Raw genomic sequence first — 25365 nt, 5'->3', positions numbered from 1 at the left:
ATAGGAGTTCCGACATGGCCGATCCCGTTCCGCCGACCATGGAAGAGGCGCGCCGCCACCAGATGTATCCGGTGCTCACGGCGGCGGAGCTGAAGCGCATCGCCCGCTTTGGCAGCAAGCAGCATTTCAAGGCCGGCGAGTTCCTGGCACGGACGGGCGAGAGCAGCCCGGGTATGTCGGTCATCGTGTCGGGCCGGATCGCCATCCTGGGCCATGACGGGCTGGGTCACGTGTCGCCGATCGCCGACATGGGCCCCGGTGATTTCGCGGCCGAGCTGGCCGAACTCGCGGGTCAGCCGGCGATGGTCGACGTCCGGGCCGAGGAGGATGTCGAGGCGCTGATCGTGCCGCACGATCAGTTGCGCGCCCTGATGGTTGCCGACGCCGATCTCGGCGAGCGCATCATGCGAGCGCTGATCCTGCGCCGCGTCCGCCTGATCGAGGCCAACGTGGTCGGGCCGATCCTTGTCGGTGAACTCACGCAGCCGGGGATGATCCGCCTGCAGGGATTCCTGACGCGCAACGGCCAGCCGCACACCATCCTCGATCCCGAGACCGATCCCGACGCCGCGAAGATGATCGAACGTCTGTCGCCCGACGCCGACGATTATCCTCTCGTCGTCTGTCCCGACGGCACGATCCTGCGCAATCCCAGCGAACAGGAGCTGGCACTCTGCATCGGCCTCCTCCGGGAAAGCGCCGAGCCGCGCGTCTACGACATCGCGATCGTGGGTTCCGGACCGGCCGGCCTGTCGACCGCGGTCTATGCGGCGTCCGAGGGCCTGTCGGTGCTCGTCGTCGAGACCCGTGCCTTCGGTGGCCAGGCCGGCGCCAGCGCGCGCATCGAGAACTATCTCGGCTTTCCGACGGGTATCTCGGGGCAGGCGCTGACCGCGCGCGCGTTCGTGCAGGCGCAGAAATTCGGCGCTCAGTTCGTCATCCCGCTCGAAGTCGCGCGACTGGATTGCGGCGGCGGGCTCTCGCGGCCCATGTCGCTCGAAATGACGGATGGCTGGAGGGTGCAGGCGAAGACCGTCGTGATCGCCTCGGGCGCACGCTATCGCAAGCTGTCGCTGCCCAATCTCGGGGACTTCCTCAATCGTGGCCTGTGGTACTGGGCCTCGCCCATCGAGGCCAAGCTCTGCGCCAATGCCGAGGTCGTCATCGTCGGCGGTGGCAACTCAGCCGGACAGGCGGCGGTCTTCCTGTCGGGCCACGCGGCGAAAGTGTGGATCCTGGTGCGCGGCAGCGGTCTTGCCGAAACCATGTCGCGCTACCTGATCGACCGCATCGCGTCGGCTCCGAACATCGAGGTGCTGGCCGAGACGGAGATCGTCGAACTCGTCGGTACGCAACAGAGCGGCTTGCGCGGCGTGACCTGGCGGCACCGTCCCAGCGGGACCGACACGCACCGGCCGATCCGTCACGTCTTCCAGTTCCTCGGCGCCGAGCCCGCGACCGAGTGGATGCAGGAGTGCGGCATCGACGTCGACAGGACCGGCTTCATCCGCACCGGCGCCGATGTCGAGGCGCCCTGTCCCAAGCGTCCGCCGCTCGCCTACGAGACGAACGTGCAGGGAGTCTTTGCGGTCGGGGACGTGCGCTACGGCTCGGTGAAGCGGGTGGGCGCAGCGATCGGCGAGGGGGCGAACGTCGTCGCCCAGATCCACGGCGTGCTGGAGGCGATGGGCGAGGCGGCAGAGAAGGCGGCTGTGCGGACGGTTTGATCCGCACAACCTCATCCTGAGGAGACGCGCGAAGCGCGTCGTCTCGAAGGATGGGCAACAAACGTGGTGCGGGTGCCATGCTTCGAGACGGCTGCTGCGCAGCCTCCTCAGCATGAGGTTTGTGTTACTTCTTCTCCCAGCGCGCTGCCGCTGCGCCGTCGTCTTCATGGGCGCCGACCCACTGCTCGCCCTTGGGCGTGTCTTCCACTTTCCAGAAGGGCGCCTTGGTCTTCAGCCAGTCGACCAGGAATTCGCAGGCCTCGAAGGCGGCCTCGCGATGCGGTGAGCCGACAGCCACCAGCACGATCCGTTCGCCCGGTTCCATGCGGCCGTAGCGGTGCACGATCAGGGTCGCCTCGAGCGGCCAGCGCCGGTTGGCCTCGGCTTCGATCTCCTGCAGCGCCGTCTCGGTCATGCCGGGATAGTGCTCGAGCGTCAGCGCATCGATCCTGTCGCGGTGATAGCCCTCGCGCACATGCATCTCGCGCACGAGACCGACGAAGACCGCGAGTCCGCCGATGCGCTTGTTGCCGTCGGTGAGGCGGGTCAGCTCGGCACCGACATCGAAGTCGGCTTCCTGGACGCGGACGCTCATTGCATCACCCGCCGGTGAAGGGCGGGAAGAAGGCGACTTCGCGCGCGCCGTCGAGCTTCACGTCGAAGGTCGCGGTGCGCTGATCGACGGCGGCGCCGAACGCGGCGCCTTCGGCCAAGGCTTCGGCATGGCCCGCGCTGCGGCCGCGCAACCAGACGATCAGATCGCCCACCGTGTCGATGCCGGCGGGCGGCGTCACCTCTTCCTCGGGGACTCCGACGGTGCGCTTCATCCAGGCGAAATAACGGATCTTCACTTCGGCCCGCCCGACGCGGGAGTGTCTTCCGCCATGTGGCGCAGGCCGGTGCGCAGATAGTCGTAGCCGGTGATGAGGGTGAGGGCTGCGGCGATCCAGATGAGCACGATGCCGGCTTGAGTGACCCAGTGCGCGGCCGAGTCACCGACCAGCAATGCGGCGATCGCCACCATCTGCACGGCCGTCTTCCACTTGGCGAGCGCACTGACCGGCAGGCCGACGCGCAGTTCGGCCAGGAACTCGCGCAGGCCGGAGACCAGAATTTCGCGGGCCAGGATGATGAGGGCGGCCAGCACGTTCAGACCGGCGAGCGTGCTGTTGTCGACCAGCATGACCAGGGCGGCGGCCACCAGCAGCTTGTCGGCGATAGGATCGAGGAAGCGGCCGAAGCGCGAGATCTGGTGATAGCGCCGCGCGAAATATCCGTCGAACCAGTCGGTCACCGCCGCGGCCACGAACAGTGCCATCGACAACCACTGTGCCCAGCCGCGATCGAGCCAGAAGCAGGCGACGACCAGCGGGATCGCGACGATGCGCGACAGGGTGAGCATGTTGGGAAGATTGAACAGCATCGCCCCGACCTTACCGGCCGCCTCGGAAGTGGTCATGGATTTTCTGGGCAAGTGCACTCGAGATTCCGGGCACCGACTTGATGTCTTCAAGGGTCGCTCCGGAGACCGCACGGGCGCTGCCGAAATGATTGAGCAGCGCGCGCTTCCGCCCTGCGCCGATTCCCGGCACTTCGTCGAGCGTCGAGCGCGTCAGGTCCGCCGCACGGCGCGTGCGGTGAGTCCCGATCGCGAAGCGATGCGCCTCATCGCGCAGCCGTTGCAGGAAGTAGAGGACGGGATCGCGCGGCTCGAGCGAGAAGGGCGGCCTGCCCACCATGAAGAAGCGCTCGCGGCCCGCATCGCGGTCGGGCCCTTTCGCGATACCGACGAGCGCGATGTCCTCGAGGCCGAGTTCGCTCATCACCCCGCGCACCGCTTCGAGCTGGCCCTGGCCGCCGTCGATCAGCAGCAGGTCCGGCCAATGCTCGTCGTCGCGCTCGGGATTCTCCTTGAGCGCGCGTCCGAAGCGGCGGCTCATGACCTCGCGCATCATGGCGAAGTCGTCGCCTGCCGCGCCTTCGGTCTTGATGTTAAACTTCCGGTAGGCGTTCTTGTTGAAGCCCTCGGGGCCCGCCACGACCATCGCGCCGATCGCCGCCGTCCCCTGAATGTGACTGTTGTCATAAATCTCGATGCGGTCGGGTGGCGCGTCGAGCCCGAACACACGAGCCACGCCCTCGAGCAAGGTGCGCTGCGTGCCGCGCTCGGCCATGCGGCGGCCCAGCGCTTCGCGGGCATTGTTCACCGCCTGGTCGAGCGCATCCTTCTGGTCGCCGCGCTTGGGCTGTCGGATCTCGACCTTGTGGCCGGCTGACAAAGCCAGTGCGCTCTCCATCAGTTCGCGCTCGGGCACGTCGTGGCTGGTCAGGATCAGCTTCGGGGCCTGCCTGGCCTCGTAGAACTGGCCCATGAACGCTTCGAGCACCTGGCCTTCGTCGAGCTCCTTGCCGTGGCTCGGGAAGTAGGCGCGGTTGCCGAGATTCTGGCCGGCGCGCAGGAAGAAGACCTGGACGCAGACCTGCCCGCCTTCGGCGTGGGCGGCGAAAATGTCGGCCTCGTCGATCGACGGCAGGCTGATCGACTGGTGCGAGGTGATCTGGGCCAGGGCGCGGATGCGATCGCGCAGGATGGCGGCGCTCTCGAACTCGAGATTGGCCGAGGCCTGCTCCATGCGCTGCGACAGGGTCTGCTGGATCTCGCGGTTGCGGCCGCCGAGGAAGCCGCGAACGTCCTCGACGATGGCCTCGTATTGCGGCTTGTCGATGCGACCGACACAGGGCGCCGTGCAGCGCTTGATCTGGTACTGCAGGCAGGGCCGCGTGCGCGTCGAGAAGACGCCGTCCGAGCAGGAGCGCAGCGGGAAGGCGCGCTGCAGGGCGTAGAGCGTGCGGTTGACCGCCGTGGCCGAGGCAAACGGTCCGAAATACTCGTTGCCCGGTTCGCGCGTGCCGCGGTGCTTGGCGAGCTGTGGCCAGTCGGTGTCGCGGCGGATGACGATGTAGGGGAACGACTTGTCGTCGCGCAGCAGGACGTTGAAGCGCGGCCGGAAGCGCTTGATCAGGTTGTTCTCGAGCAGCAGCGCTTCGGCTTCGCTGTCTGTGACCGAGAACTCCATGGTCCGCGTCGCCGAAACCATGCGGATCAGGCGCGCCGCGAGCCGGGTCGGCTGGGTGTAGGAGGCCACCCGGCTGCGCAGCGAGCGCGCCTTTCCGACGTACAGAACCTCGCCGTCGGCCGCGATCATGCGGTAGACGCCCGGCTTGCGCGGCAGGGTCCGCACGAACTCCGCGATGATCCGCATGCCATCGGCAAGCGAGCCTTCGCTGGGGGGCAGATCGATGTCGGGTTCGTCGGTCACGGGGGCGGAGAATGGTGTTCCCGGGGCCTCCATACAAGGCAAACGGGCCATGTGGGGAAGTCTGTGAAGAAACCCAAGGACCTTCGGACGTTACCCAAGCGTCACCGTATTGACTCAATGTGAGAGGGGTGACAGTCGCCCGTCACCCCTCTGGTAGTATGTTGATCTGGTTAGAAATTCTGCGTTCTAGCCTCACCGTAGAAAAGGCTGGTCATCCATTTCGTTCTCGGTTCGATCCAATTGGTCGGCCCGCTTCGATCTGTGGATAAATTCGGTGGCTTTACAGCACCGACAGCATGCGGCCGACCAGGGGATGGCGGACCACGTCGCCCTGCGTCAGGCGCACAACGGAGACGTCCTCGAGCCCATCCAGCTTCGTGGCGATCGAGGCCAGTCCGGACAGTTCCGGCAGCAGATCCGTCTGGTCGGGATCGCCGGTCATCACCATCGTGGAGTGCCATCCCAGCCGCGTCAGCAGCATCTTGAGCTGGCCGTAGGTGCAGTTCTGAGCCTCGTCGATCAGGACGAAGGCGTTGTTGAGCGTCCGTCCCCGCATGAAGGCGACCGGCGCAATCTCGATCGTCCCGTCGTCGAGATTCTGGGCGAGACGCTTGGCGCCAAGCCGGTCGTTGAGGGCGTCCCACAGGGGCCGCAGATAAGGGTCGAGCTTCTCGCGCATGTCGCCCGGCAGGAACCCGAGATTCTCTCCCGCTTCGACGGCCGGGCGCGACAGCACGATTCGCGAGACGGTGCCGCTTTCCAGGGCTTCGACGGCGGCGGCGATCGCCAGATAGGTCTTGCCCGTGCCGGCGGGGCCCAACGCCACGGTGAGCGGTTTGGAGTCTATCGCCTCCATCAGCAGTCGTTGGTTGTCGCTGCGCGGTCGGACTTTCTTGATGTAGCTCTGGTCGCGGTCGTTGGCCGGAGTGTGGTCGAAAACGACGTTGTGAATACGGGCACCATCGATGGCGTGCAGCTTGGCTCGGCGTGCGGCGCGTTTGGCCATATTCTTACTCCGGTGTCAGGGTCAAAGGAGCGTGATCGATCGCCCAAAACAAAAACGCCCCCGGCGAGCGGAGGCGTTGGCGATCGGTGGTCTGGCTGCAAGGTGAGGCAGATAGGGCACGCGGTGGAAGATCCACCGGTGAACCAAATTCCGTCGGGGGACATGTCCTCGAACGGATAAAACCCTCCTTCAGCTACCTGTGGAAGGCTACCGTCAATCCGACCCTCCTTCCACCATATTTATGGTCTGCCACCGAAATTTAACCCAAGGGAAAGCAATTCGCCTTCAACGGTCGTGGGCCAGCCTACCCGCCACATAGGTCGCCCGGACGGCCCGGTCGTCGCCCAGGATCATCTGAATGAAGAGCTGTTCGGCGAAGTCGCGGGCCTCGTCCATGCGGAAGGCAATCAGGGGCGTCGAGCGCATGTCCAGCACCACGAGGTCGGCTTCCATGCCCGGCGCGATGCTGCCGATCCTGTCCTCGAGGTGCATCGCCGCCGCGGAGCCGCGCGTCGCGAGATAATAGGCATGGGCAGCCGACAGAGCATGGCGGTTGAGCTGCGCGGCCTTGTAGGCCTCGTTGAGCGTCTGCAGGATCGAGAAGGACGTGCCAGCGCCGATATCGGTTCCGAGGCCGACACGGACCGGCCGGTCGGCCTGCTTGGCACGCGCGATGTCGAACATGCCGCTGCCCAGGAAGAAATTCGAGGTCGGGCAGTGGGAGATCGCGGCATCGGCGGCGTGCAGGCGCTTCAGCTCGTCCTCGCCCAGCCAGATCCCGTGCCCGAACACCGCGCCCGGGCCGCACAGACCGTGATGATCGTAGACGTCGAGATAGCTGGCGCGGTCGGGGAACAGTTCGCCGATCCAGGCGACTTCGGCCTGGGTCTCCGCGATGTGGGTCTGCATCAGGCAGTCGGGATGGTCGCGCCACAGCGCCCCGGCGGCGGCGAGTTGTTCGGGTGAACTCGTGCCGGCGAAGCGCGGCGTGATGGCATAGAGAAGGCGTCCGCGGCCGTGCCATTTGCGGATCAGCGCCAGCGAGTCGTCGTAGCCCGTCTGGACATCGTCGCGCAGCCCCTCCGGGGCGTTGCGGTCCATCAACACCTTGCCGGCGGCGAGCCGCAGGCCGAGCGCTTCCGCCTCCTCGAACAGGATGTCGGCCGAATGGGCGTGCACGGTGCAGTAGACGCAGCTCGTCGTGATGCCGTTGCGCAGGTTCTCCTGCAGGAAGGCCCGTGCGACACGCCGCGTATAGGCGCGGTCGGCGAACTTCAGCTCGGTCGGAAAGGTGTAGCGGTCGAGCCAGTCGAGAAGCTGGGCGCCGTGGCTCGCGATCATCGGCGTCTGCGGGAAATGCACATGGGTGTCGATGAAACCCGCCGAGATCAGCGCATCCTTGCCGAAGTCCCTGATCTCCACGCCTGCCGGCAGGAGCGGGGCTATGCGCGCGGCGGGACCGAAATGAGTGATGCGCCCGTCCTGCATGGCCACGATCGCATCGGGCTCATGGACGAGGGTCCGCTCGAGTCCGTCGCGAAACGGATCGCCTGTGAAGGTGAGGGCCGGGCCGCGCAGGGCCGTCGGGCGTGTCGAAGGAGTCATCTCCGCAACGTTCGCATCGAACGGCAAAGCGCGAAAGGCCTGTGCTAGAGGAGAAGCCTCGAACGGAAGAGGTCGTGATGGACGAAATCGTATGGCGCGGCATGACGCGGACCGAACTCGACAAGGCTTACGACAATACCAATGCCGTGGCCGATTCCGGCCTGCGCCGCGACGGCTGGATCGAGCGCAGCGAGCGCTTCCGCACGCTTCACGCCGAGGGGCTGGATCTCGCCTATGGCCCGCGGCCCCGCAACAAGCTCGACCTGTACCGCTGCGGCCGTGCAAAGGCGCCGCTGTTCGCCTTCATCCATGGCGGCTACTGGCAGCGCAACAGCAAGGAGATCTTTGCCTGCATGGCCGAGGGCCCGCTGGCGAACGGGATGGATGTCGCGTTCCTGGGCTACACCCTGGCGCCCGAAGTCACCCTGTCGGCCATCGTCGAGGAGATCGCCGAAGCGGTGCGCTGGCTGCGCCGCGAAGGACCGCGTCACGGTGTGGCGCAGGACCGCCTAGTCGTCTCGGGCTGGTCGGCGGGCGGTCACCTGACGGCGACGACGCTGGCCATGGACGAGGTCGATGCGGGCCTCGCCATCAGCGGCATCTACGAGGTCGAGCCCTGCCGTCTGAACTACCTGAATGAAAAACTGAATCTGACGGCGGAGGAAGCGGCCCGCACCAGTCCGCTCCTTCACCTGCCGAAGAAGAGCGCGCCGGTCGTACTGGCCTACGGCACGGGCGAACTTCCCGAACTGCAGCGCCAGTCCATCGCCTATCACGAAGCGCGCCGCGCCGCGGGCCTGCCGAGCGAAGTGCTGCCGCTCGCCGGCCTCAATCACTTCTCCATCATGGACCAGCTCGAGGCCCGCGACGGGGCGCTCGCGACGGCGGCCGCGCGGTTGGCTTTTCCGTCTGATTCCTGACGAAAAAGCGGCATTTTCCGGGCGTTTCCGCCGCGTGCGCGCGCGTCCTATGACGCCGCGTCACATCCCTTCCCGGCGCTTCAATGGTATTTTGGGGCGCTCTGGGAGGTGAATAATGAGCGTCGATCGCGAGGCAGCTGTCGCTGCCCCGAAAGGCGAGCGAGAGCTCCGTTCAAGAACGACAGATTGGGGGGCGCGCATCGCCCTGGTGGCGGCATCGGTCCTGATGTCGCTGGCGCTTCTCGAAGCGGGATACCGGCTGGTGCTGTGGGGGCCGGAAGGGCTCGTGCACTGGCCGAACCTGGCTCACCAGCGCATGGGGACGGGCCCCGGCGGCGAGAGGTGCCAGTACGCCTACAATGCGGCGATCGGCTGGACCTCGCCCTCGAACTGCGTCTCGGACAGCTACAATTCAGATGCCGACGGGTTTCGTCATGCCTCCGCCCAGGCATCGCTCGCCGAGCCTCCCATCCTCGTCACCGGCTCGTCCTTCGCCAAGGGCGACGAGGTGAAGGATGACGAAGCGTGGCCTGCCTATCTGCAGAACATGATCGGCCGCAAAGTCGTGAACGCCGGGGTCAGCGGATATGCGTTCGACCAGACGGTGCTGGCCACCGAGAAGCTGGTGCCCAAGGTGAAGCCGCTCCTCGTCGTCGTGAGCTTCACGCCGGGCGATATCCAGCGCGCCGAGCTGCAGGTCGCCTGGAGCCGCGAGAAGCCCTATTTCACGGTGACGGACGGACAGCTGGATCTGCGGAATGTTCCGGTTCCCGGCCGGGCGGGTGCACCGGTCCCCCTGCCAGCGGTGGCGGAGTGGCTGGGATGGTCGGCCTTGGCCGACCTCGCGGTGCAGCGTCTCGGCATCCAGCAAGGCTGGTACTTCACCGAGGTCCAGGCCGTGCCTCGCGGCACCGGCGAGACGATCGCCTGCCGGCTGATGCCTCGGCTTGCCGCTTTGGGCGTGCCGGTCGTCGTCATGGCGCAATACAGTCGCGCCTACTGGAACGACAATGGCCCGCACGGGACGGCGCATCATCGGTCCGTCCGGAAGGTGCTGGACTGCGCCGCTGCGGCCGGCCTCATTCCATTCGACGTCTCCGATACGCTGAAGGCGGCCGTCGACGCTCGCGGCGCCGCCGCGCTCTACCGCTCCGATCATCATTCGGCCGACGGCAATCGCGTGGTTGCCGACCTCGTGATGCGCGAACTCGTCAGCCGGCGACTGCTCACGCAGACGGGCGACCGCTGAAAGCATGTGACGAAGCCCGCAACGCTCGACGGGTGGGCGGGTTAGCGAGGTCCTGACTTTTCAAGAAGGACCCGAACCATGGATCACAGCAAGCATGTCCGCCTGGCGGGCAACGAACTGACGGCGGATATCCTCACCGACGCCACCATCTACGGTCCCGGCGACGAGAAGATCGGCACGGTCGCCCATCTGCACGGCGCCGGCGCGACGGCCCAGATCGTGATCGACGTCGGCGGCTTCCTCGGCATCGGCGCCAAGCCGGTGGGCGTCCCGGTCGGAGACCTCGAGTTCATGCGCGACGAGGATGGCGACGTCCATGCGGTGACGAACTGGACGAAGGATCAGATGAAGGCGATGCCCGAGCACCGGGATCGCTGAGGGCGAAGTCTCTTTGAAACGAAAAGCCTGAAGAGAACGTCAGTCCTCTTCCAATCCCACAAAGAACAAGGGCCCGGCCGTTTCCGGCCGAGCCCTTGTCGATTTTGGTGGAGCCAAACGGGATCGAACCGTTGACCTCTACAATGCCATTGTAGCGCTCTCCCAGCTGAGCTATGGCCCCGAAATCCTTGGGAAGGCGCGAGGTTATAGTTCCAACCTCGCGCGCTGGCAACAGGCTCTAGCGGTCGCCTTCGCCCTTATCGTCGACCTCGACTTCGACCTCGACCTCCAGATCGTCCTCGTCATCGTCCAGATCGTCCGCCGACAGCGCCTCGTCGCCGTCGACATCCGGCAAATCGTCACCGTCCAGATCGTCGACCTTCTTCTTTGCTGCCGCCGCCTTGGCCGCCGCTGCTGCTGCAGCCGCTGCCGCCGCCGTCGCTGCGGCCGCGCCGCGGCCGCGGCGGACCTTCACGAAGTCCTCGCGATCGTGCTCACGCCCGCACTTGGGGCATTTGATCGGGCTCTTGCCCAGGTCGTAGAAGCGCGCTGCACAGCTCTGGCAGGTGCGTTTGGTGCCCCAGCTCGCTTTGACCACGCTCAATCTCCTGCAAATGTGCTGGAATCGGCCAAAAGGGCCGCGAGGGAGCGCGTATGTCACGCGTCTTTCACCCTGTCAAAACCAAATTCCGGCATGCTACGACGGCCGCGCGCTGCAGGTCCCCTGCCGCCCAACTCTGTCGTGGAGACTTCCCTGTCCGCTCCTGCCGCTCCCGCGAAGCTGATCGCCCGTCCCGTCGACCGGTTGCAAGGCCGTGTCCGGGCGCCCGGCGACAAGTCGGTTTCCCATCGCTCCCTGATGTTCGGCGCCCTGGCGCTGGGAGAAACGAACATCACCGGCCTGCTGGAGGGGGAGGACGTGCTCGCCACGGCCGCGGCCCTGCGTGCGCTCGGGGCGAAGGTCGATCACGAGGGCGGCGGTGCCTGGCGCGTGCGCGGATTTGGCGTCGGCGGGGCGCGCGAGCCCGACAATGTGCTCGACCTCGGCAATTCCGGGACCTCGGCCCGCCTTCTGTCCGGCATCCTGGCCAGCCACCGCTTCACCAGCTTCATGACCGGCGATGCCTCGCTGCGCCGCCGGCCGATGCAGCGGGTGATCGCGCCGCTGTCGCAGATGGGCGCCCGCTTCGAGGCGCGCGAGGGCGGCCGCATGCCGCTGGCCATCGTGGGTACCGACGAGATGGTGCCGATCGAATACCGGCTGCCGGTCGCTTCGGCCCAGGTGAAGAGCGCCATTCTCCTCGCCGGCCTCAATACCGCGGGCGAGACGACGGTGATCGAACCCGAAGCGACGCGCGATCATACCGAGCGCATGCTGCGCCATTTCGGCGCCGAGGTGAGGGTGGTGCCGGCCGAGGGCGGCGGCAAGCGCATCACCGTCGTCGGCTGGCCCGAACTCAAGGCGCGCGACATCGTGGTGCCGGGCGATCCCTCGTCGGCGGCCTTCGCCGTGGTGGCGGCGGCGATCCGTCCCGGCAGCGACGTGACGGTCGAGAATGTCGGCCTGAACCCGCTGCGCGCCGGCCTCTATGACACGCTGCGCGAGATGGGCGCCGACATCACCGCCGAGAACGCGCGCGAAGTCGGTGGCGAGCCGGTGGCCGACCTGCGCGTGCGCGGCGGCGAGCTGCGCGGCGTCGAGGTGCCCCCGGAACGGGCGCCGTCGATGATCGACGAGTATCCGATCCTGGCCGTCGCGGCGTCCTGCGCCCGCGGCACCACGCGCATGCTGGGCCTGGCCGAGCTGCGCGCCAAGGAGAGCGACCGGCTGGCCAGCGTCGCCGCCGGGCTGGCCGTCAACGGCGTCCGCCACGAGATGGGCGCCGATACGCTCTTCGTGCACGGCACCGGCGAGGTGCCGGCCGGCGGCGGGACGGTGGTCACGCACCTCGATCATCGCATCGCCATGGCCTTCCTCGTGCTGGGCCTGGCCTCGCGCGACGGCGTCGCCGTCGACGACGGCTCGCCGATCGACACGAGTTTTCCGGGCTTCGCGAAGCTGATGGGCGATCTCGGAGCGAGGATCGAGGCCGCGTGACGATCAGGCCTGTCATCGCCATCGACGGGCCGGCAGGTGCCGGCAAGGGAACCCTTGCCCGACGGCTGGCCGACCATTTCGGCCTGCCCCACCTCGATACCGGGCTGCTCTACCGCGCGGTCGGGCTGAAGGCCGAAAGGACCGGGCGCCCGCCGGTCGAGATCGCGGTCAGCCTCGATCCGTCGGACCTCGCCGATCCCGATCTGCGGACCGACGTGGCGGGCCAGGCCGCGTCGAAAGTGGCCGCGATTCCCGAGGTTCGGGCCAACCTGCTGGATTTCCAGCGGAAGTTCGCGGACCAGGCGACGGGCGCCGTGCTCGACGGCCGCGACGTCGGGACCGTCATTTGCCCCCATGCGTCAGTGAAATTATTCGTGACCGCCAGCCCCGAGGCGCGGGCGGAGCGGCGGTACCGGGAGTTGCGCGCCAAGGGGGTCGACACTATAAAGCCGCGCGTTCTTGCCGAGATGGCGGAGCGGGACCGTCGCGACAGCGAACGGGCGGCAGCACCTCTTAAAGCCGCACCCGATGCTTACCACCTCGATACCAGCGACATGGATGCCGATGCGGCCTTCGCCGCCGCCTTGGCGTTCATGGAGAGCAAGGGCTTTCGATCCTCCGGGCCGTAAGTCGCCGCCGGCGGATCGAAGACTTTCAGCGGCGGCTGCGCCGGGACGTGTCGTCCTTGCGTCGGTGTTTCAAAGGCATTGGATCCGCCGGACTTAACCGGTTGGCCGACGGGGCACGTGTCCCGGGATCGATGATGGAGAGTTCCATATGGCAAAGGGCAGCGCCCTGCGTAGACCCGCGAACGACACGTCAAGCGACGAGTTTGCGGCACTTCTCGAGGAATCGCTGGGCGGTTCGACGAGCTTCGAAGGCACGGTCGTCAAGGGCCGCGTCATTCGCATTGCCAACGATTTCGTCGTGGTGGATGTCGGCCTCAAGTCCGAGGGCCGCGTCGCACTGCGTGAGTTCTCCAACGGCGGCGCCGGCGCCCCCGAGGTCAAGGAAGGCGACATCGTCGACATCTTCGTCGACCGTATGGAGAACAAGGAGGGCGAAGCCGTCCTCTCGCGCGACAAGGCTCGCCGCGAAGAGGCCTGGACCGTCCTCGAGAAGGCTTTCACCGACCAGGAACGTGTCATGGGCACGATCTTCGGCCGCGTGAAGGGTGGCTTCACGGTCGACCTCTCGGGCGCCGTGGCCTTCCTGCCGGGCAGCCAGGTCGACGTGCGCCCGGTGCGCGATGTCGGCCCGCTGATGGGCCAGGCCCAGCAGTTCGCCATCCTCAAGATGGACCGTCGCCGCGGCAACATCGTCGTGTCGCGCCGTGCCGTCATGGAAGAGACCCGCGCCGAAGACCGCACGCGCCTGATGGGCGCGCTGTCGGAGGGCCAGGTGCTCGACGGCGTCGTCAAGAACATCACCGACTACGGCGCGTTCGTGGATCTGGGCGGCGTCGACGGCCTGCTCCATGTCACCGACATCGCCTGGAAGCGCATCAACCATCCGTCGGAAGCCCTCACCATCGGCCAGCAGGTCAAGGTGCAGGTCGTCCGCTTCAACCCCGAGACGCAGCGTATCTCTCTCGGCATGAAGCAGCTGATGAGCGATCCGTGGGACGGCGCGGGTGCCAAGTACCCGGTCGGCCTTAAGCTCAAGGGCCGCGTCACCAACATCACCGACTACGGCGCGTTCGTCGAACTGGAGCCGGGCGTCGAGGGTCTGGTCCACGTCTCCGAAATGAGCTGGACCAAGAAGAACGTGCACCCCGGCAAGATCGTCTCGACCTCGCAGGAAGTCGAAGTGATGGTGCTGGACGTCGACATGTCCAAGCGTCGCATCTCGCTCGGCCTGAAGCAGTGCATGGCCAACCCGTGGGAGAGCTTCGCCGAGCAGTTCCCGGCCGGTACCGAGATCGAGGGCGAGGTTCGCAACATCACCGAGTTCGGCCTGTTCGTGGGCCTGCCCGGCGACATCGACGGCATGGTCCATCTCAGCGACCTGAGCTGGGACAAGGCCGGCGAAGAGGCGATCCGCGACTTCAAGAAGGGCGACCAGGTCAAGGTCAAGGTCCTCGACGTCGACATGGACAAGGAGCGCATCTCGCTCGGCATCAAGCAGCTGGCCAACGATCCGTTCGAGAAGGTCGGCGCGGTCGCCAAGAAGGGCGACGTGGTCACCGTCATCGTTGCCGGCATCCAGGACAACGGCATCGACGTCACGGTCCAGGACGGCATCCCGGGCTTCATCCGCAAGACGGAGCTCAGCCGCGACCGCTCCGAGCAGCGTCCCGACCGTTACGCGATCGGCGACAAGCTCGATGCCAAGATCACCAACATCGACAAGGCCTCGCGCCGGGTCGTGCTGTCGGTCAAGGCGCGTGAACTCGACGAGGAGAAGAAGGCGATGGCCGACTTCGGTTCGTCCGACTCGGGCGCCAGCCTGGGCGACATCCTCGGCGCGGCTCTCAAGAAGCGGGCCGAGGCCGACGACGACGAAAAGTAAGCCGTTTTCATCAAGGTTTACGGCAAGGCCGACCCGCAAGGGTCGGCCTTTTCTTTTGCTTTCAAGGGCTTAGGCTTGACGACACCGTTATCCAGTTTAATATCAAGGACTTAACGGTATTTCTCTGGGCCTGAAGCGCCCGCCATGGAAACGCGATGACCAAGTCCGAGCTGATTGCGCGCCTGGCGGCCCGGAATCCGCATCTCTACCAGAGGGATGTCGAGCGGATCGTCGCGACCGTGTTCGACGAGATTTCCAAGGCTCTGGCGTCCGGTCACAGGGTTGAACTCCGCGGTTTCGGCGCGTTCTCCGTGAAGAAGCGCGACCCGCGCACCGGGCGCAACCCGCGCACCGGCGAGCAGGTGTCCGTCGCCTCCAAGCGCGTCCCCTATTTCAAGACCGGCAAGGATCTGCGCGACCGGCTGAACCGGGAGGCCGCGCGGGCCGCCGGCCTGCTGCCGCCCGAACCTGCGGACGACGACAAGAAATAACGCCGTGAAATAGCCCTCGGCCGATCGTCTGCCTCGCGTCGTGGGGGCGCGGTGTGGCATGCTCCGGGCCGCATGAAAATCCTCTCCCGTGCCCTGTTCCTGCTCTTCATCCTGATCGGCGTCCTGGTCGCGGTCAGCAATGCGCAGCCCGTCCAGCTCGCACTGTGGCCGTTGCCGCATATCATCGTGATGCCGGTCTATCTTCTGGTCATCGCCATGCTGATGCTGGGGGTCCTCGCAGGACTCAGCATGGGCTGGTGGGCCGGCCGGCATCACCGGCGTCGCGCCCGCGAGGCCGGCGGCGAGGCCGCGCGGCTCGACCGCGAAGTCGCCCGCCTGCGCGCCGTTCAGTCGGCGGCGCAGCCGGCCGCGCCCAGCGGCCCGGCGCCGCGCGACCAGCGCGCCCTGGAGCGCCAGAGCGCCCTCGTGGCACCCGAACTCGGCACGCGGGCCACGCGGGGCCCGTTCTCGTGAAGGTCCTGTCGGCGGCCGAGATCGACGCCGCCCTGGACGACCTCGCACTGATCGACCGGCTCGATGCCCTGTTCCGGGCGGGCTGCGAGATGCCGGTGCGGCATCATCATCCGATCAAGGAGCCGCTCGGTGCCGGATCGTCCGATGCGATGCTGCTGTTGATGCCGGCCTGGACGACCGCTCAGCCCGGCGGTGCCTCCGGCCGCGTCGGCGTCAAGATCGTCACCGTGTTCCCCGACAACGGCAAACGCTCGCTGCCCTCGATCTACGGCCAGTACCTGCTGCTCGATGGCAGCACGGGCGCCACCCTGGCGCTGCTCGACGGCACGATGCTGACCAAGCGGCGCACCGCCTGCGCCTCGGGCCTCGCCTCGCGCTACCTGTCGCGGCCCGATGCCGAGCGGCTGCTGATGATCGGTACGGGCGCCCTCGCGCCGGAACTGATCCGGGTGCATGCCAAGGTGCGGCCGATCCGCGAAGTGTCGATCTGGGGCCGCACGCCCCGCCAGGCCCAGACCCTGGCCGAGAGCCTGTCGGCCGCCTTGCCGCAAGCGGTCGGCCGGCCGGTCGCCGTGCGGGCCGTCAGCGACCGCCGCGCCGCGGTGCAGGAGGCCGATATCGTCTCCTGTGCCACGCTCTCGAAGGAGCCCCTGGTCGAAGGCGACTGGCTGCGCGAGGGCCAGCATGTCGATCTGGTGGGCGCCTACACGCCGCAGATGCGCGAGAGCGACGATCGGGCCGTGCAGCGGGCCCGCCTTTACGTCGACACCCGAGCCGGCGCCCTGAAAGAGGGCGGCGACATCGTGCAGGCGATCGCCAGCGGTTCGATCACCGGCGAGGCCGTGCTCGCCGATCTGTTCGAGCTGGCGCGCGGCGAGCGAAGCGGCCGCGCTGCCGGCGACGCCACGTCGATCACCTTGTTCAAGTCGGTCGGCGCCGCGCTCGAGGACCTGGCCGCCGCCGAGCTCGCCGTGGAAATGGCAGTCGAAGCTACGGCTCGATAAGCGCGCCCGAATTCTTCAGCGCCTCGATCTCGGGGGCGCTGACACCGGCCTCCGCCAGGACGGCGCGCGAATCCTGACCCTGCAGCGGGGCCATGGTGCGGATGGACGGCGGGGTCCTGCTCATGGTCATCGGCGGCTCGACCATCATGATCTCGCCTTCCGACGGATGCGGATACTTCTTGAAGAGCTTGCGCCAGACGAGGTGCGGGTCCTCGAACAGGTCGGCCGGCTTCGAGACCGGGGCGTTGGGAATCTGCGCCTGGTCGAGCAGCTTCACCCATTCGCCGGTGGTCTTCGAGGGCGCGATCGCCTCGACCATCGCGTACATGTCGCCGATATGCATCGAGCGGGCATTGATGGTCGAGTAGCGCTTGTCCTGCAGCACCTCGGACCGGCCGACCAGCTCGAAGAAGTTGCGCCAGTGCTTGTCGTTGTACGGCAGGATCGCCATCCAGCCGTCCAGGGTGCGATAGGGCTTGCGGGTGCGGGCGAGCAGGCGGGTGTAGCCGACCTCGCCCTCGTCGCTGAATGTCCGTTCCCACAGATGCTCGACCATCAGCCAGGCCGACATGGTCTCGAACATCGGCACCTCGACGAACTGGCCCTCGCCGGTCCGTTGACGATGCATCAGGGCCGACAGGGTCGAGAAGGCGAAGGTGAGGCCCACCGTCTTGTCGGCGATGATGGTCGGCGGATAGCGCGGGACGTCGTCGCCCGCCGCGCGACCCATCAGGTCGGCGATGCCGAAGCGGGCTTGAATGGCATCGTCGTAGGCGGGCAGTTTTCCGTAAGGACCTTCCGCCGAATAGCCATAGGCGCCGACATAGACGATGTCGGGCTTCACCTTGCGGATCTCTTCGTAGCCCAGCCCCAGCGCCTCGATCGCCTGGGGCCGCAACGCATGGACGAAGGCATCGGCCGTCGCGACCACCTTGAGCAGGGCGGCGCGCGCGTCCTTGTTCTTGAGATCGAGGCAGAGCGAGCGCTTGTTACGATTGACGTAGAGATAGGTCGGCCCCATGCCGGGTGTCTTGCCGGGCTTGCCGATGTGACGCACCGCATCGCCTTCCGGTGCCTCGACCTTGATGACGTCGGCACCCTGGTCGGCCAGCAGCATCGTGCCGTAGGGCCCGAGGATGATGTTGGTGAGGTCGACGATCCTGATGCCTTCGAGCGCGCCGGGCATTTTTACTTCCTTGTTGTGAATGGTGTGCGGTCACACTGCCACCGCCTCGCCCGCGCGTCATTGTTGCTGCCATTGCGCCGCAGAATGCGGACGGAAATCATTGAAGCCGTTGGGATAATGCCCGGTGACCGTGAAGGACTCCTCGCTCACGGGAACATCCGGTTGCAGGAGGCTTGGAAATTCCCCCATTCCCACACTCGGACAAAGAGGCCCATGTGACCGTTGTGCGACGAGCCGCGGCAGTGTAGCCAAGGGATAGCGAGCCGGGGGGGCGATGCGAAGCAACGTTGCAAAAAAGCAGCACGAGCCTAAGGCGGCATCGAGCAGCGCGGCCTCCAGGCCCTATCGCATCGAAGACCAGATCGGCTACCTGCTGAGGCGCGCCCACCAGCGTGCCAGCGCGATCTTCCAGGGCGGCATCGGCGATCCCAACATCACGCCGACCCAGTATTCAAGCCTGGCGAAGCTCGATGAATACACCGAGCTGTCGCAGAATCTTCTCGGCCGTCTCGTCGGCATGGACAAGGCCACCATGCAGGGCGTGGTGCGGCGGTTGAAGGAACGCGGTCTCGTCGATTCGCGGCCCGACCCCGGCGATGCGCGCCGCACACTGCTCAGCCTGACGACCGAAGGTCAGAAGCTGGTCAACAGGCTGCTGCTCAACGGGCCGGCCGTCTCGCGCGAGACGCTGAAGCCGCTCAATCCTCAGGAACAGAAGCAGCTTCTCGATCTTCTCTCGCGAATCATCTGAATCCGACTCATTCGTTTGACTCGCACGTCGCCTGTGTCATCGTACGTACACGAACGATATGGGCGCCTATCTCCGACCCCGAGGCCTTGAAGAGGCACTCCAGGCCCTGACCCGGCCGCTCATTGTGCTGGCCGGCGGTACCGACTTCTATCCCGCGCGTGTTGTACGCGCCGTCACCGAAGACATTCTCGACATTGCAGGAATCGCGACCCTGCGCGGGGTTTCCGAGACCGAGGCTGGCTGGCGGCTGGGCGCCACGACGACCTGGAGCGAGCTGGTCGAAGCGCCGCTGCCGCCCCTGTTCGACGGTCTGAAACAGGCGGCGCACGAGGTCGGCGGCCGGCAGATCCAGAACAGCGGTACGATCGCGGGCAACATCTGCAACGCCTCGCCGGCCGCCGATGGCGTGCCGGCTTTGCTGGCGCTCGACGCCGACGTGGAGCTGGCGAGCCAGGGCGGCACACGGCGCCTGCCGCTCTCTTCCTTCATCATCGGCGTGCGCAAGACTGTTCGGCAGCCGGGTGAACTGGTCGTGGCGCTCCACGTGCCGCGCCCGCACCACGCGGCGAGGAGCGCGTTCCTGAAGCTGGGCGCGCGGCGTTACCTCGTAATCTCGATCGCGATGGCTTCGACCTTGGTCGAAGTCGAAGACGGGAAGGTCACGGCGGCTCGTGTCGCCGTTGGGGCCTGCTCGCCAGTGGCGCAGCGCCTGCCGGCTCTTGAGCACGCACTGATCGGCGCGCCGTTCGATCTGCGTCTCGGCGAACGGGTCGAGCCGTCGCATCTCGCGCCCTTGTCGCCGATCGACGACATAAGGGGCAGCGCGGCGTATCGCGGCGATGTGGCCCTGGTCCTGCTGCGGCGCCTCCTGGCGAAGGTCTCGGCATGAAGCTCGAATTCACCCTCAACGGACACGAGACAAGCTGGGACGGCGCGCCGGTCACGCGTCTCGCCGCGGCCTTGCGCGACGATCTTGGTCTGACCGGCACGAAAGTCGGCTGCGATGCCGGCGATTGCGGCGCCTGCACCGTTCTGTTGGATGGGCGGCAGGTCTGTTCCTGCCTCGTGGCCATGGGCCAGGTCGCGGGCCGCAGCGTCGAGACGGTGGAAGGTCTTGCCGCCGCCGGGGAGACCGTTGCCGCGCTCCAGCAGTCGTTCCTCAATCATGGCGCTGCCCAGTGCGGCATCTGCACGCCCGGCATGCTGATGGCCGCCCAGGAGCTGGTGCGGCGGAACAGCAAGCCCACCCGTGCCGAGGTCGAGGATTTCCTGGGCGGCGTGCTCTGCCGCTGCACGGGCTACGGCAAGATCGTCGATGCGGTGATGGATGTCGTCTCCCCGGCGCCGGCGAGCGCACCGGCGGCGGGCGAAGCCGTCGGGTCGCGAATCGTGCGGGTCGATGGTCCGGCCAAGGTGACGGGGCGCGACGTGTTCGGCGCCGATGGCATTCCCGCGGACGCGCTGTGGATCCGGGTCGTGCGCTCGCCGCACGCGCGGGCGCGCTTCGAGCTGGGTGATCTCGAGCCGCTGCGGCGCCGACTCACGGCAGTGCTGACGGCCGCGGACGTGCCGTTCAACGGCTACGGCATCTATCCCGACATCAAGGATCAGCCGGTGCTGGCCGATGGGCATGTCCGCTATCGCGGCGAGGCGGTCGTTGCCCTGGTCGGTGAGCGCGCTGCAGTGCTGGCGATTCGCGACGACGAGGTGCCGATCACCTGGAGGCCCGAGCCGCCTCTTTTCGGCGTCGATGCCGCGAGGGCGGAAGATGCGCCGCTGGTGCAGGCCGACCGGCCCGGCAACCTGCTGCTGAAGGGCGGGGTGAAGCGCGGCGACGCGATGGCTGCGTTCGAGGAATGCGCCGCGGTGTCCGAAGGCACCTTCGAGACGGCGTTCGTCGAGCACGCCTACATCGAACCCGAGGCCGGCTGGGCGCGCCGGGTTGGCGACCGGATCGAGATTCACGCCACCACCCAGACGCCCTACATGGACCGCGACGAGATCGCCAATCTGATGCGGCTGAAGCACGAGGCGGTGCGCATCGTGCCGACGGCCTGCGGCGGTGGCTTCGGCGGCAAGCTCGATCTCTCGGTGCAGCCGCTGATCGCCATCGCGGCCTGGACCCTGGGGCGGCCAGTCGCGCTGGTCTACACGCGCCCCGAAAGCATGGCCGCCAGCACCAAGCGCCATCCGGCCCGGGTGACGGCGCGTTTCGGCTGCGATGCCGAGGGCAAGCTGCTCGCCTGCGACGTGACTGCCCTGTTCGACACCGGCGCCTATGCGTCCTGGGGCCCAACCGTCGCCAACCGCGTGCCGGTGCATGCGATGGGACCCTATGCCATCCCCAACGTGCGAACCTGGGGCGAAGCCTTCTTCACCAACGGACCGCCGGCCGGCGCCTTCCGCGGCTTCGGCGTGCCGCAGGCCGCCATCGCGCATGAAGCGATGATGGATGAACTTGCCGACAGGCTCGGGATCGACCGGCTGGAGTTCCGGCATCGCAACGCCTTGCGCGCCGGCGACACGACCGCGACGGGCCAGACGCTCACGCATTCCGCCGGCCTCGCGCAGTGTCTCGAAGCATTGCGGCCGCATTGGCGGAAGGCGCACGAGGAGATTGCCGCCTTCAACGAGACGGGCGGCTCGCATCGCCGCGGCATCGGCATCGGCTGCATGTGGTACGGAATCGGCAACACCTCGATGTCGAACCCGTCGCGCATGCGGGTCGGCCTGTCGCCGGGCGGCACCTTGACGCTCTACAGCGGCGCGCTCGACATCGGCCAGGGCAGCAACACCATCATGGTGCAGATCGCCGCCGATGCGGTCGGTCTCCCCGCCGAGCAATTCGCGCTGGTGACGGGCGACACCGATCTCACCACCGATGCCGGCAAGACCTCGGCCTCGCGCCAGACCTTCGTGTCGGGCAAGGCGGCGGAAAAGGCGGGACAGGATCTGCGCCAGCAGATCCTGCGACTGGCCAATGCCGGGCCGGAGGCGATCCTGTCGCTCGAGGGCGCGACGCTCTCGGTGCGCGATGGTGGCGAAGTGCGGACGATCGATCTCGCCACATCAGGCGCCTTGATGGGCGAGGGCACCTTCGATCCGCCGACCACCCCGCTCGATGCCGATGGGCAGGGCGTGCCCTATGCGACCTATGCCTTCGCCGCGCAGCTGGCCGAGGTCGAGGTCGATGTCGAGCTGGGCACGGTGAAGGTATTGCGCATCGTGGCGGCGCACGATGTCGGCCGGGCCATCAATCCGACTCTGGTCGAAGGCCAGATCCAGGGCGGCGTGGCGCAGGGGCTGGGCCTCGCGCTGATGGAGGAATATCTGCCCGGCCGCACCGAGAACCTGCACGACTATCTCATTCCGACCGTCGGCGACGTGCCCGAGATCGAGTGCCTCCTGATCGAGGATCGCGAGCCGCTCGGTCCCTCGGGCGCCAAGGGAATCGGCGAGCCCGCGCTGGTGCCGACGGCCCCGGCCATCCTCGGCGCGGTCCATCACGCGACCGGCGTGCGCGCCCACCGCGTCCCGCTGCTGCCGCATCGCCTGCGCGAAGCGATCGTCCATAACTCTCGCCTCCCCCGTCATACGGGGGAGGTAAAGAAAGAGCGAAATCATGAGCGATGACATCTCGCTCTCGGAGGCCGAACGCAGCGCCGGCATCGTGCGCTGCGACGCCTGTCCTGTCCTATGCCGCATCCGTCCCGGCCGTGCCGGCGCCTGCGACCGCTATGCCAACGAGAATGGCGCGCTGGTGCGGGTCGACCCGTTGGTGCTGCTGGCCAAGCCCGATCTCGCGCGCGTCGCGTTCATCGAAGGCAGCGAAGCCTGGCGTGGCGAGCTGGGCAAAGGGGAAGGCGCGTTCGTCACCGGCATCGGCGCGACCACCACCTATCCCGACTACAAGCCCGCGCCCTTCATCGTCTCGTCGAAGCATGACGGCGTCGACATGGTCACGGTCGTGACCGAGGGGATCTTCAGCTATTGCGGCGTCAAGGTGAAGATCGACACCGACCGCTATCTCGGGCCCGAGCAGGCGGCGGTGCGGGTGAAGGGCGAGGCGGTGGGCCACGTCACCACGGCGGAGTACGGCTCGCAGATGCTGTCGCTGGGCGGCGTCCACCATCTCACCGGCGGCAGCAAGAAAGAAGGCGTCGTCACCTGCGACACGCTGCTGGCGCTGTGCAATCGCGAGGCCGTCGAACTCACCATCGACGGCGGCTCGACGGTCGTGGTTCAGGCGGACAGGCCACCGGTGGTGAACGGCACCCTCGAGGAGCGCATGCGGGTCGGCTGCGGCTCGGCGGCGATCGGCATGTTCGCGCCGCAATGGAAGGACCATGTCGACGAGGTGATCGTGGTCGACGACCACATCACCGGCGTGCTGAGCGAGCACCAGGGCGGCGTCTTCCTCGACATGAAGCCCGCCGGCATCCGCGTGCGCGGCCGCCGCTCGACGCCGGGCCGATACTTCCAGGTGGCCGAGCCGGGGATGGGCTGGGGCGGCACGAATGTGAGCGACCCGCTCGAGATCATCGAGAGGATCGATCCGAAGCAGGCCTGGCCGGGGCTCAAGCTGCTGATGGTCTCGACGACCGGCGAGCATTCGGCCTGGTTCACGCTGGACAGTGACTTGAAACCGCAGCCCGCCGAGATGCCCGCGCCGGTGCGTCACGTCGTCGAGCGCATCGCCGAGAATTGCGAGCCCGCGCTCTGCACCGTGCTGTTCATGGCCGGTGCCGGCGGTTCGCTGCGCGCCGGTGTCACCGAGAACCCGGTGCGGCTGACGCGCTCGGTGCGCGACACGCTGACCAAGGTCACGCTGGGCGGCGCGCCGGCCTTCATCTGGCCGGGCGGTGGCATCACCCTGATGGTCGATGTGGCGCGCATGCCGGAGAAATCCTTCGGCTACGTGCCGACACCGGCGCTGGTCGCGCCCATAGAATTCACCCTGCGCGCCGACGATTATGCGGCGCTGGGCGGCTACGCCTCGCGCGCGGTCACGCTGGAAGACGTGCTGGCCCGCCACAAGGTGCGGATCGAATGAGCGCCGTCGCCGCCCGTTTCGCCGACGGACGGCTGCATCTGCAGCACGGGCCGATCGATCTCATCGTCGAGGCCTTCGGCGCGGCGGACGAAGTCGAGCGTGCCTATGCGCAAGCCATCGATCGCTTCGGCGACATCCTGCCGACCTTGGTCGGTGAGCTTCCGGTGCTGCGCCGGCCGGTGGGCGAGGCCTATCCGCTGCTGCAGGGTCCGGTGGCGCGGCGCATGGCCGAAGCCGTGTGGCCACATCGCGCTCGCTACATCACGCCGATGGCCGCCGTTGCCGGCGCCGTCGCCGACGAGATGCTGCAGGCGCTGGTCCATGGCCGCACACTGGCCAAGGCCTATGTGAACGACGGCGGCGACATCGCGATCCATCTGACGCCCGGGCATTCGCTGCGCGCCGGCATCGTCGCGGGTTCAGTCTCTTCCCCATTCAAATGGGGAAGTGCCCCGTCATACGGGGCGATGGGGTCATGCTCGTCGCCACCGCAAGGGCTGACCCCTCCGTCGGCGGGCGGCTTGGTTACAAGCCGCGAGACGCCGACACCTCCCCATTTGAATGGGGAGGCATACGACAAGACATTGGACGGTGTGGCACTTTTGACGCATGAGCGGCCGGTGCGTGGCATCGCGACCTCGGGCCGGGGCGGGCGGTCCTTCTCGCTGGGCATCGCGGAGTCCGTGACCGTGCTCGCCGCGACGGCGGCGGCGGCCGATGCTGCGGCCACCATGATCGCCAACGAAGTTAACGCAGACCATCCATTCATCGAGCGCCGGCCCGCGTGCTCGCTCGATCCGGACAGCGATCTCGGCGAGCTTCTGGTGACGGATGCGGTCGGTGATTTGCCGCCGGAGATCGTGGCGGTGGCGCTCGATCGCGGACGGACGGAAGCGCGGCGGCTCAGGCTGTGCGGCCTGATCGACAGCGCCGCGCTGTCGCTTGATGGACAATGGCGAATTGAGACAGGCGGCACGCCGCTTGCTCTGTCGGAGGCGGGATGAGCGATCTGGTGAGAGTGCGGAAATACGTGGCCACGGTCGAGGAGACGCTCCACGACTTCGGGCCGGCGCTGGCGCGCCCGGTGACCAAGGCGGTGGTCGGCGGCGTCATCGCCAATCCCTATGCCGGAAGGCACGTGGCCGACATCCAGCCGATGATGAAGGCGCTGGAACCGCTCGCGGTCGATCTCACCGAGCGCGTGATGAAGATCCTGGGCGCCAAGGGCTCCGAGCTGGAAGCCTACGGCAAGGGCGCCATCGTCGGCTTGAACGGCGAGCTGGAACATGCCGCGCTGTGGCACCAGCCCAGCGGCTTCGGCATCCGCCATGCGATGGGCGGCGCCAAGTCGATCGTGCCCTCGACCGTAAAGGTCGCGACGGCCGGCGCGCGCATCGACATTCCACTGCATCACGTGACGGCGGCTTACGTGCGCAGCCATTTCGATGCCATCGAGTTCTGCGTGCCCGATGGGCCGCGTCCGGACGAGATCGTGTTCATCGTCGCCGCCGCGATCGGGGGCCGGCCCCATGCCAGGGTCGCCGGGCTGACGCCGGACGGGATCAAGCTCGGGGACGGGCAGCGATGAGGGG

Annotated in this window: 24 protein-coding genes and 1 tRNA gene; 16 read left to right on the top strand and 9 right to left on the bottom strand. The window is 67.2% G+C overall.

Annotation, left to right across the window (positions count from 1 at the left end; all coding sequences use genetic code 11):
* Positions 1 to 14 precede the first annotated feature (14 nt).
* Positions 15 to 1727, top strand: coding sequence for an FAD-dependent oxidoreductase (locus ACQY78_RS14075; protein WP_428686299.1), 1713 nt, complete (start codon positions 15 to 17; stop codon positions 1725 to 1727).
* Positions 1728 to 1851: 124 nt separating this feature from the next.
* Here the strand turns inward: ACQY78_RS14075 and ACQY78_RS14070 are convergent, their stop codons facing one another.
* The 6 genes from ACQY78_RS14070 to guaD form a co-directional block, all read right to left on the bottom strand.
* A complete protein-coding gene (locus tag ACQY78_RS14070; protein WP_428686298.1) occupies positions 1852 to 2322 on the bottom strand; it encodes a molybdenum cofactor biosynthesis protein MoaE in 471 nt (156 codons plus the stop codon).
* 4 nt (positions 2323 to 2326) lie between these two features.
* A complete protein-coding gene (locus ACQY78_RS14065) occupies positions 2327 to 2578 on the bottom strand; it encodes a MoaD/ThiS family protein (RefSeq protein WP_428686297.1) in 252 nt (83 codons plus the stop codon).
* Entirely contained in the window at positions 2575 to 3186 is a 612-nt protein-coding gene (gene pgsA / locus ACQY78_RS14060) for a CDP-diacylglycerol--glycerol-3-phosphate 3-phosphatidyltransferase (RefSeq protein WP_425068323.1), read from the bottom strand. Before pgsA ends, ACQY78_RS14065 begins: the two co-directional genes overlap by 4 nt.
* Positions 3161 to 5047 carry an excinuclease ABC subunit UvrC gene (gene uvrC / locus ACQY78_RS14055; protein WP_428686296.1) on the bottom strand — a complete coding sequence of 629 codons (1887 nt, stop codon included), beginning with the start codon at positions 5045 to 5047 and terminating at the stop codon, positions 3161 to 3163. Before uvrC ends, pgsA begins: the two co-directional genes overlap by 26 nt.
* Before the next feature lie 280 nt (positions 5048 to 5327).
* Positions 5328 to 6053, bottom strand: a complete 726-nt coding sequence (locus tag ACQY78_RS14050) for a PhoH family protein (protein WP_298307799.1) — start codon at positions 6051 to 6053, stop codon at positions 5328 to 5330.
* Between the two features lie 285 nt (positions 6054 to 6338).
* Positions 6339 to 7658, bottom strand: a complete 1320-nt coding sequence (gene guaD, locus ACQY78_RS14045) for a guanine deaminase (RefSeq protein ID WP_428686295.1) — start codon at positions 7656 to 7658, stop codon at positions 6339 to 6341.
* A 77-nt stretch (positions 7659 to 7735) separates the two neighbouring features.
* Between guaD and ACQY78_RS14040 the strand changes: the two genes are divergently transcribed.
* From ACQY78_RS14040 to ACQY78_RS14030, 3 genes are all read left to right on the top strand, one after another.
* Positions 7736 to 8578: an alpha/beta hydrolase gene (locus tag ACQY78_RS14040; protein WP_428686294.1), complete on the top strand. Its 843-nt coding sequence runs from the start codon at positions 7736 to 7738 to the stop codon at positions 8576 to 8578.
* A gap of 208 nt (positions 8579 to 8786) precedes the next feature.
* Positions 8787 to 9827, top strand: coding sequence for a hypothetical protein (locus ACQY78_RS14035; protein WP_428686293.1), 1041 nt, complete (start codon positions 8787 to 8789; stop codon positions 9825 to 9827).
* Between the two features lie 78 nt (positions 9828 to 9905).
* A complete protein-coding gene (locus ACQY78_RS14030; RefSeq protein ID WP_428686292.1) occupies positions 9906 to 10205 on the top strand; it encodes a PRC-barrel domain containing protein in 300 nt (99 codons plus the stop codon).
* Between the two features lie 105 nt (positions 10206 to 10310).
* Here ACQY78_RS14030 and ACQY78_RS14025 read toward each other — a convergent pair.
* Both ACQY78_RS14025 and ACQY78_RS14020 read right to left on the bottom strand, forming a co-directional pair.
* A tRNA-Ala gene (locus tag ACQY78_RS14025) sits at positions 10311 to 10386 on the bottom strand.
* Positions 10387 to 10443: 57 nt separating this feature from the next.
* Complete coding sequence (locus ACQY78_RS14020) at positions 10444 to 10803, bottom strand: TIGR02300 family protein (protein ID WP_425068315.1); 360 nt, start codon at positions 10801 to 10803, stop codon at positions 10444 to 10446.
* 156 nt (positions 10804 to 10959) lie between these two features.
* Here ACQY78_RS14020 and aroA point away from each other — a divergent pair, with 156 nt between their 5' ends.
* From aroA to ACQY78_RS13990, 6 genes are all read left to right on the top strand, one after another.
* Positions 10960 to 12303, top strand: a complete 1344-nt coding sequence (gene aroA, locus ACQY78_RS14015; protein WP_428686379.1) for a 3-phosphoshikimate 1-carboxyvinyltransferase — start codon at positions 10960 to 10962, stop codon at positions 12301 to 12303.
* Positions 12300 to 12932, top strand: a complete 633-nt coding sequence (locus tag ACQY78_RS14010) for a (d)CMP kinase (RefSeq protein ID WP_428686291.1) — start codon at positions 12300 to 12302, stop codon at positions 12930 to 12932. Before aroA ends, ACQY78_RS14010 begins: the two co-directional genes overlap by 4 nt.
* 148 nt (positions 12933 to 13080) lie before the next feature.
* Entirely contained in the window at positions 13081 to 14814 is a 1734-nt protein-coding gene (rpsA, locus tag ACQY78_RS14005; protein ID WP_428686290.1) for a 30S ribosomal protein S1, read from the top strand.
* A 155-nt stretch (positions 14815 to 14969) separates the two neighbouring features.
* Entirely contained in the window at positions 14970 to 15305 is a 336-nt protein-coding gene (locus tag ACQY78_RS14000; RefSeq protein WP_425068312.1) for an integration host factor subunit beta, read from the top strand.
* 72 nt (positions 15306 to 15377) lie between these two features.
* On the top strand, positions 15378 to 15779 hold the full coding sequence (locus ACQY78_RS13995) for a lipopolysaccharide assembly protein LapA domain-containing protein (protein ID WP_428686289.1): 402 nt from the start codon (positions 15378 to 15380) through the stop codon (positions 15777 to 15779).
* Positions 15776 to 16783, top strand: a complete 1008-nt coding sequence (locus ACQY78_RS13990) for an ornithine cyclodeaminase family protein (protein WP_428686288.1) — start codon at positions 15776 to 15778, stop codon at positions 16781 to 16783. The genes ACQY78_RS13995 and ACQY78_RS13990 overlap by 4 nt, the downstream gene beginning before the upstream one ends.
* Here ACQY78_RS13990 and ACQY78_RS13985 read toward each other — a convergent pair.
* The gene (locus tag ACQY78_RS13985; RefSeq protein ID WP_428686287.1) at positions 16770 to 17969 is read right to left on the bottom strand and encodes a CaiB/BaiF CoA transferase family protein; all 1200 of its coding nucleotides are present in this window, start codon (positions 17967 to 17969) and stop codon (positions 16770 to 16772) included. The two genes, ACQY78_RS13990 and ACQY78_RS13985, sit on opposite strands and share 14 nt — an antisense overlap.
* A 274-nt stretch (positions 17970 to 18243) precedes the next feature.
* On the opposite strand from ACQY78_RS13985, the gene ACQY78_RS13980 reads away from it, so the two are divergent.
* From ACQY78_RS13980 to ACQY78_RS13955, 6 genes are read left to right on the top strand one after another with little or no spacing between them, the layout of a single operon-like run.
* Complete coding sequence (locus ACQY78_RS13980) at positions 18244 to 18720, top strand: MarR family winged helix-turn-helix transcriptional regulator (protein ID WP_428686286.1); 477 nt, start codon at positions 18244 to 18246, stop codon at positions 18718 to 18720.
* Positions 18721 to 18778: 58 nt separating this feature from the next.
* The gene (locus ACQY78_RS13975; RefSeq protein WP_428686285.1) at positions 18779 to 19609 is read left to right on the top strand and encodes an FAD binding domain-containing protein; all 831 of its coding nucleotides are present in this window, start codon (positions 18779 to 18781) and stop codon (positions 19607 to 19609) included.
* Positions 19606 to 22353, top strand: a complete 2748-nt coding sequence (locus ACQY78_RS13970) for a molybdopterin-dependent oxidoreductase (RefSeq protein ID WP_428686284.1) — start codon at positions 19606 to 19608, stop codon at positions 22351 to 22353. The genes ACQY78_RS13975 and ACQY78_RS13970 overlap by 4 nt, the downstream gene beginning before the upstream one ends.
* Positions 22343 to 23773, top strand: a complete 1431-nt coding sequence (locus ACQY78_RS13965) for a 6-hydroxynicotinate reductase (protein WP_428686283.1) — start codon at positions 22343 to 22345, stop codon at positions 23771 to 23773. The genes ACQY78_RS13970 and ACQY78_RS13965 overlap by 11 nt, the downstream gene beginning before the upstream one ends.
* On the top strand, positions 23770 to 24777 hold the full coding sequence (locus tag ACQY78_RS13960; protein WP_428686282.1) for a UPF0280 family protein: 1008 nt from the start codon (positions 23770 to 23772) through the stop codon (positions 24775 to 24777). The genes ACQY78_RS13965 and ACQY78_RS13960 overlap by 4 nt, the downstream gene beginning before the upstream one ends.
* Positions 24774 to 25361, top strand: a complete 588-nt coding sequence (locus ACQY78_RS13955) for an amino acid synthesis family protein (RefSeq protein ID WP_428686281.1) — start codon at positions 24774 to 24776, stop codon at positions 25359 to 25361. The genes ACQY78_RS13960 and ACQY78_RS13955 overlap by 4 nt, the downstream gene beginning before the upstream one ends.
* Positions 25362 to 25365: the final 4 nt, after the last annotated feature.

Origin of the sequence: Reyranella sp., assembly GCF_965279625.1 — a bacterium.
GTDB lineage: Bacteria > Pseudomonadota > Alphaproteobacteria > Reyranellales > Reyranellaceae > Reyranella.
The sequence above is the reverse complement of the archived record's forward strand: the minus strand, read 5'-3'. Positions and strand labels throughout refer to the sequence as shown.

Excerpts from the sequence above, each read along its gene's own strand:
- ACQY78_RS13955 (WP_428686281.1), top strand. The coding sequence starts at position 24,774 with ATGAGCGATCTGGTGAGAGTGCGGAAATACGTGGCCACGGTCGAGGAG.
- ACQY78_RS14040 (WP_428686294.1), top strand. The coding sequence starts at position 7,736 with ATGGACGAAATCGTATGGCGCGGCATGACGCGGACCGAACTCGACAAG.
- ACQY78_RS13970 (WP_428686284.1), top strand. The coding sequence starts at position 19,606 with ATGAAGCTCGAATTCACCCTCAACGGACACGAGACAAGCTGGGACGGC.
- ACQY78_RS13980 (WP_428686286.1), top strand. The coding sequence starts at position 18,244 with ATGCGAAGCAACGTTGCAAAAAAGCAGCACGAGCCTAAGGCGGCATCG.
- ACQY78_RS14075 (WP_428686299.1), top strand. The coding sequence starts at position 15 with ATGGCCGATCCCGTTCCGCCGACCATGGAAGAGGCGCGCCGCCACCAG.
- guaD (WP_428686295.1), bottom strand. The coding sequence starts at position 7,658 with ATGACTCCTTCGACACGCCCGACGGCCCTGCGCGGCCCGGCCCTCACC.
- ACQY78_RS13960 (WP_428686282.1), top strand. The coding sequence starts at position 23,770 with ATGAGCGCCGTCGCCGCCCGTTTCGCCGACGGACGGCTGCATCTGCAG.
- ACQY78_RS13995 (WP_428686289.1), top strand. The coding sequence starts at position 15,378 with ATGAAAATCCTCTCCCGTGCCCTGTTCCTGCTCTTCATCCTGATCGGC.
- ACQY78_RS13965 (WP_428686283.1), top strand. The coding sequence starts at position 22,343 with ATGAGCGATGACATCTCGCTCTCGGAGGCCGAACGCAGCGCCGGCATC.
- ACQY78_RS14000 (WP_425068312.1), top strand. The coding sequence starts at position 14,970 with ATGACCAAGTCCGAGCTGATTGCGCGCCTGGCGGCCCGGAATCCGCAT.
- rpsA (WP_428686290.1), top strand. The coding sequence starts at position 13,081 with ATGGCAAAGGGCAGCGCCCTGCGTAGACCCGCGAACGACACGTCAAGC.
- pgsA (WP_425068323.1), bottom strand. The coding sequence starts at position 3,186 with ATGACCACTTCCGAGGCGGCCGGTAAGGTCGGGGCGATGCTGTTCAAT.
- ACQY78_RS14070 (WP_428686298.1), bottom strand. The coding sequence starts at position 2,322 with ATGAGCGTCCGCGTCCAGGAAGCCGACTTCGATGTCGGTGCCGAGCTG.
- ACQY78_RS14030 (WP_428686292.1), top strand. The coding sequence starts at position 9,906 with ATGGATCACAGCAAGCATGTCCGCCTGGCGGGCAACGAACTGACGGCG.
- ACQY78_RS13975 (WP_428686285.1), top strand. The coding sequence starts at position 18,779 with ATGGGCGCCTATCTCCGACCCCGAGGCCTTGAAGAGGCACTCCAGGCC.
- ACQY78_RS14050 (WP_298307799.1), bottom strand. The coding sequence starts at position 6,053 with ATGGCCAAACGCGCCGCACGCCGAGCCAAGCTGCACGCCATCGATGGT.
- ACQY78_RS13985 (WP_428686287.1), bottom strand. The coding sequence starts at position 17,969 with ATGCCCGGCGCGCTCGAAGGCATCAGGATCGTCGACCTCACCAACATC.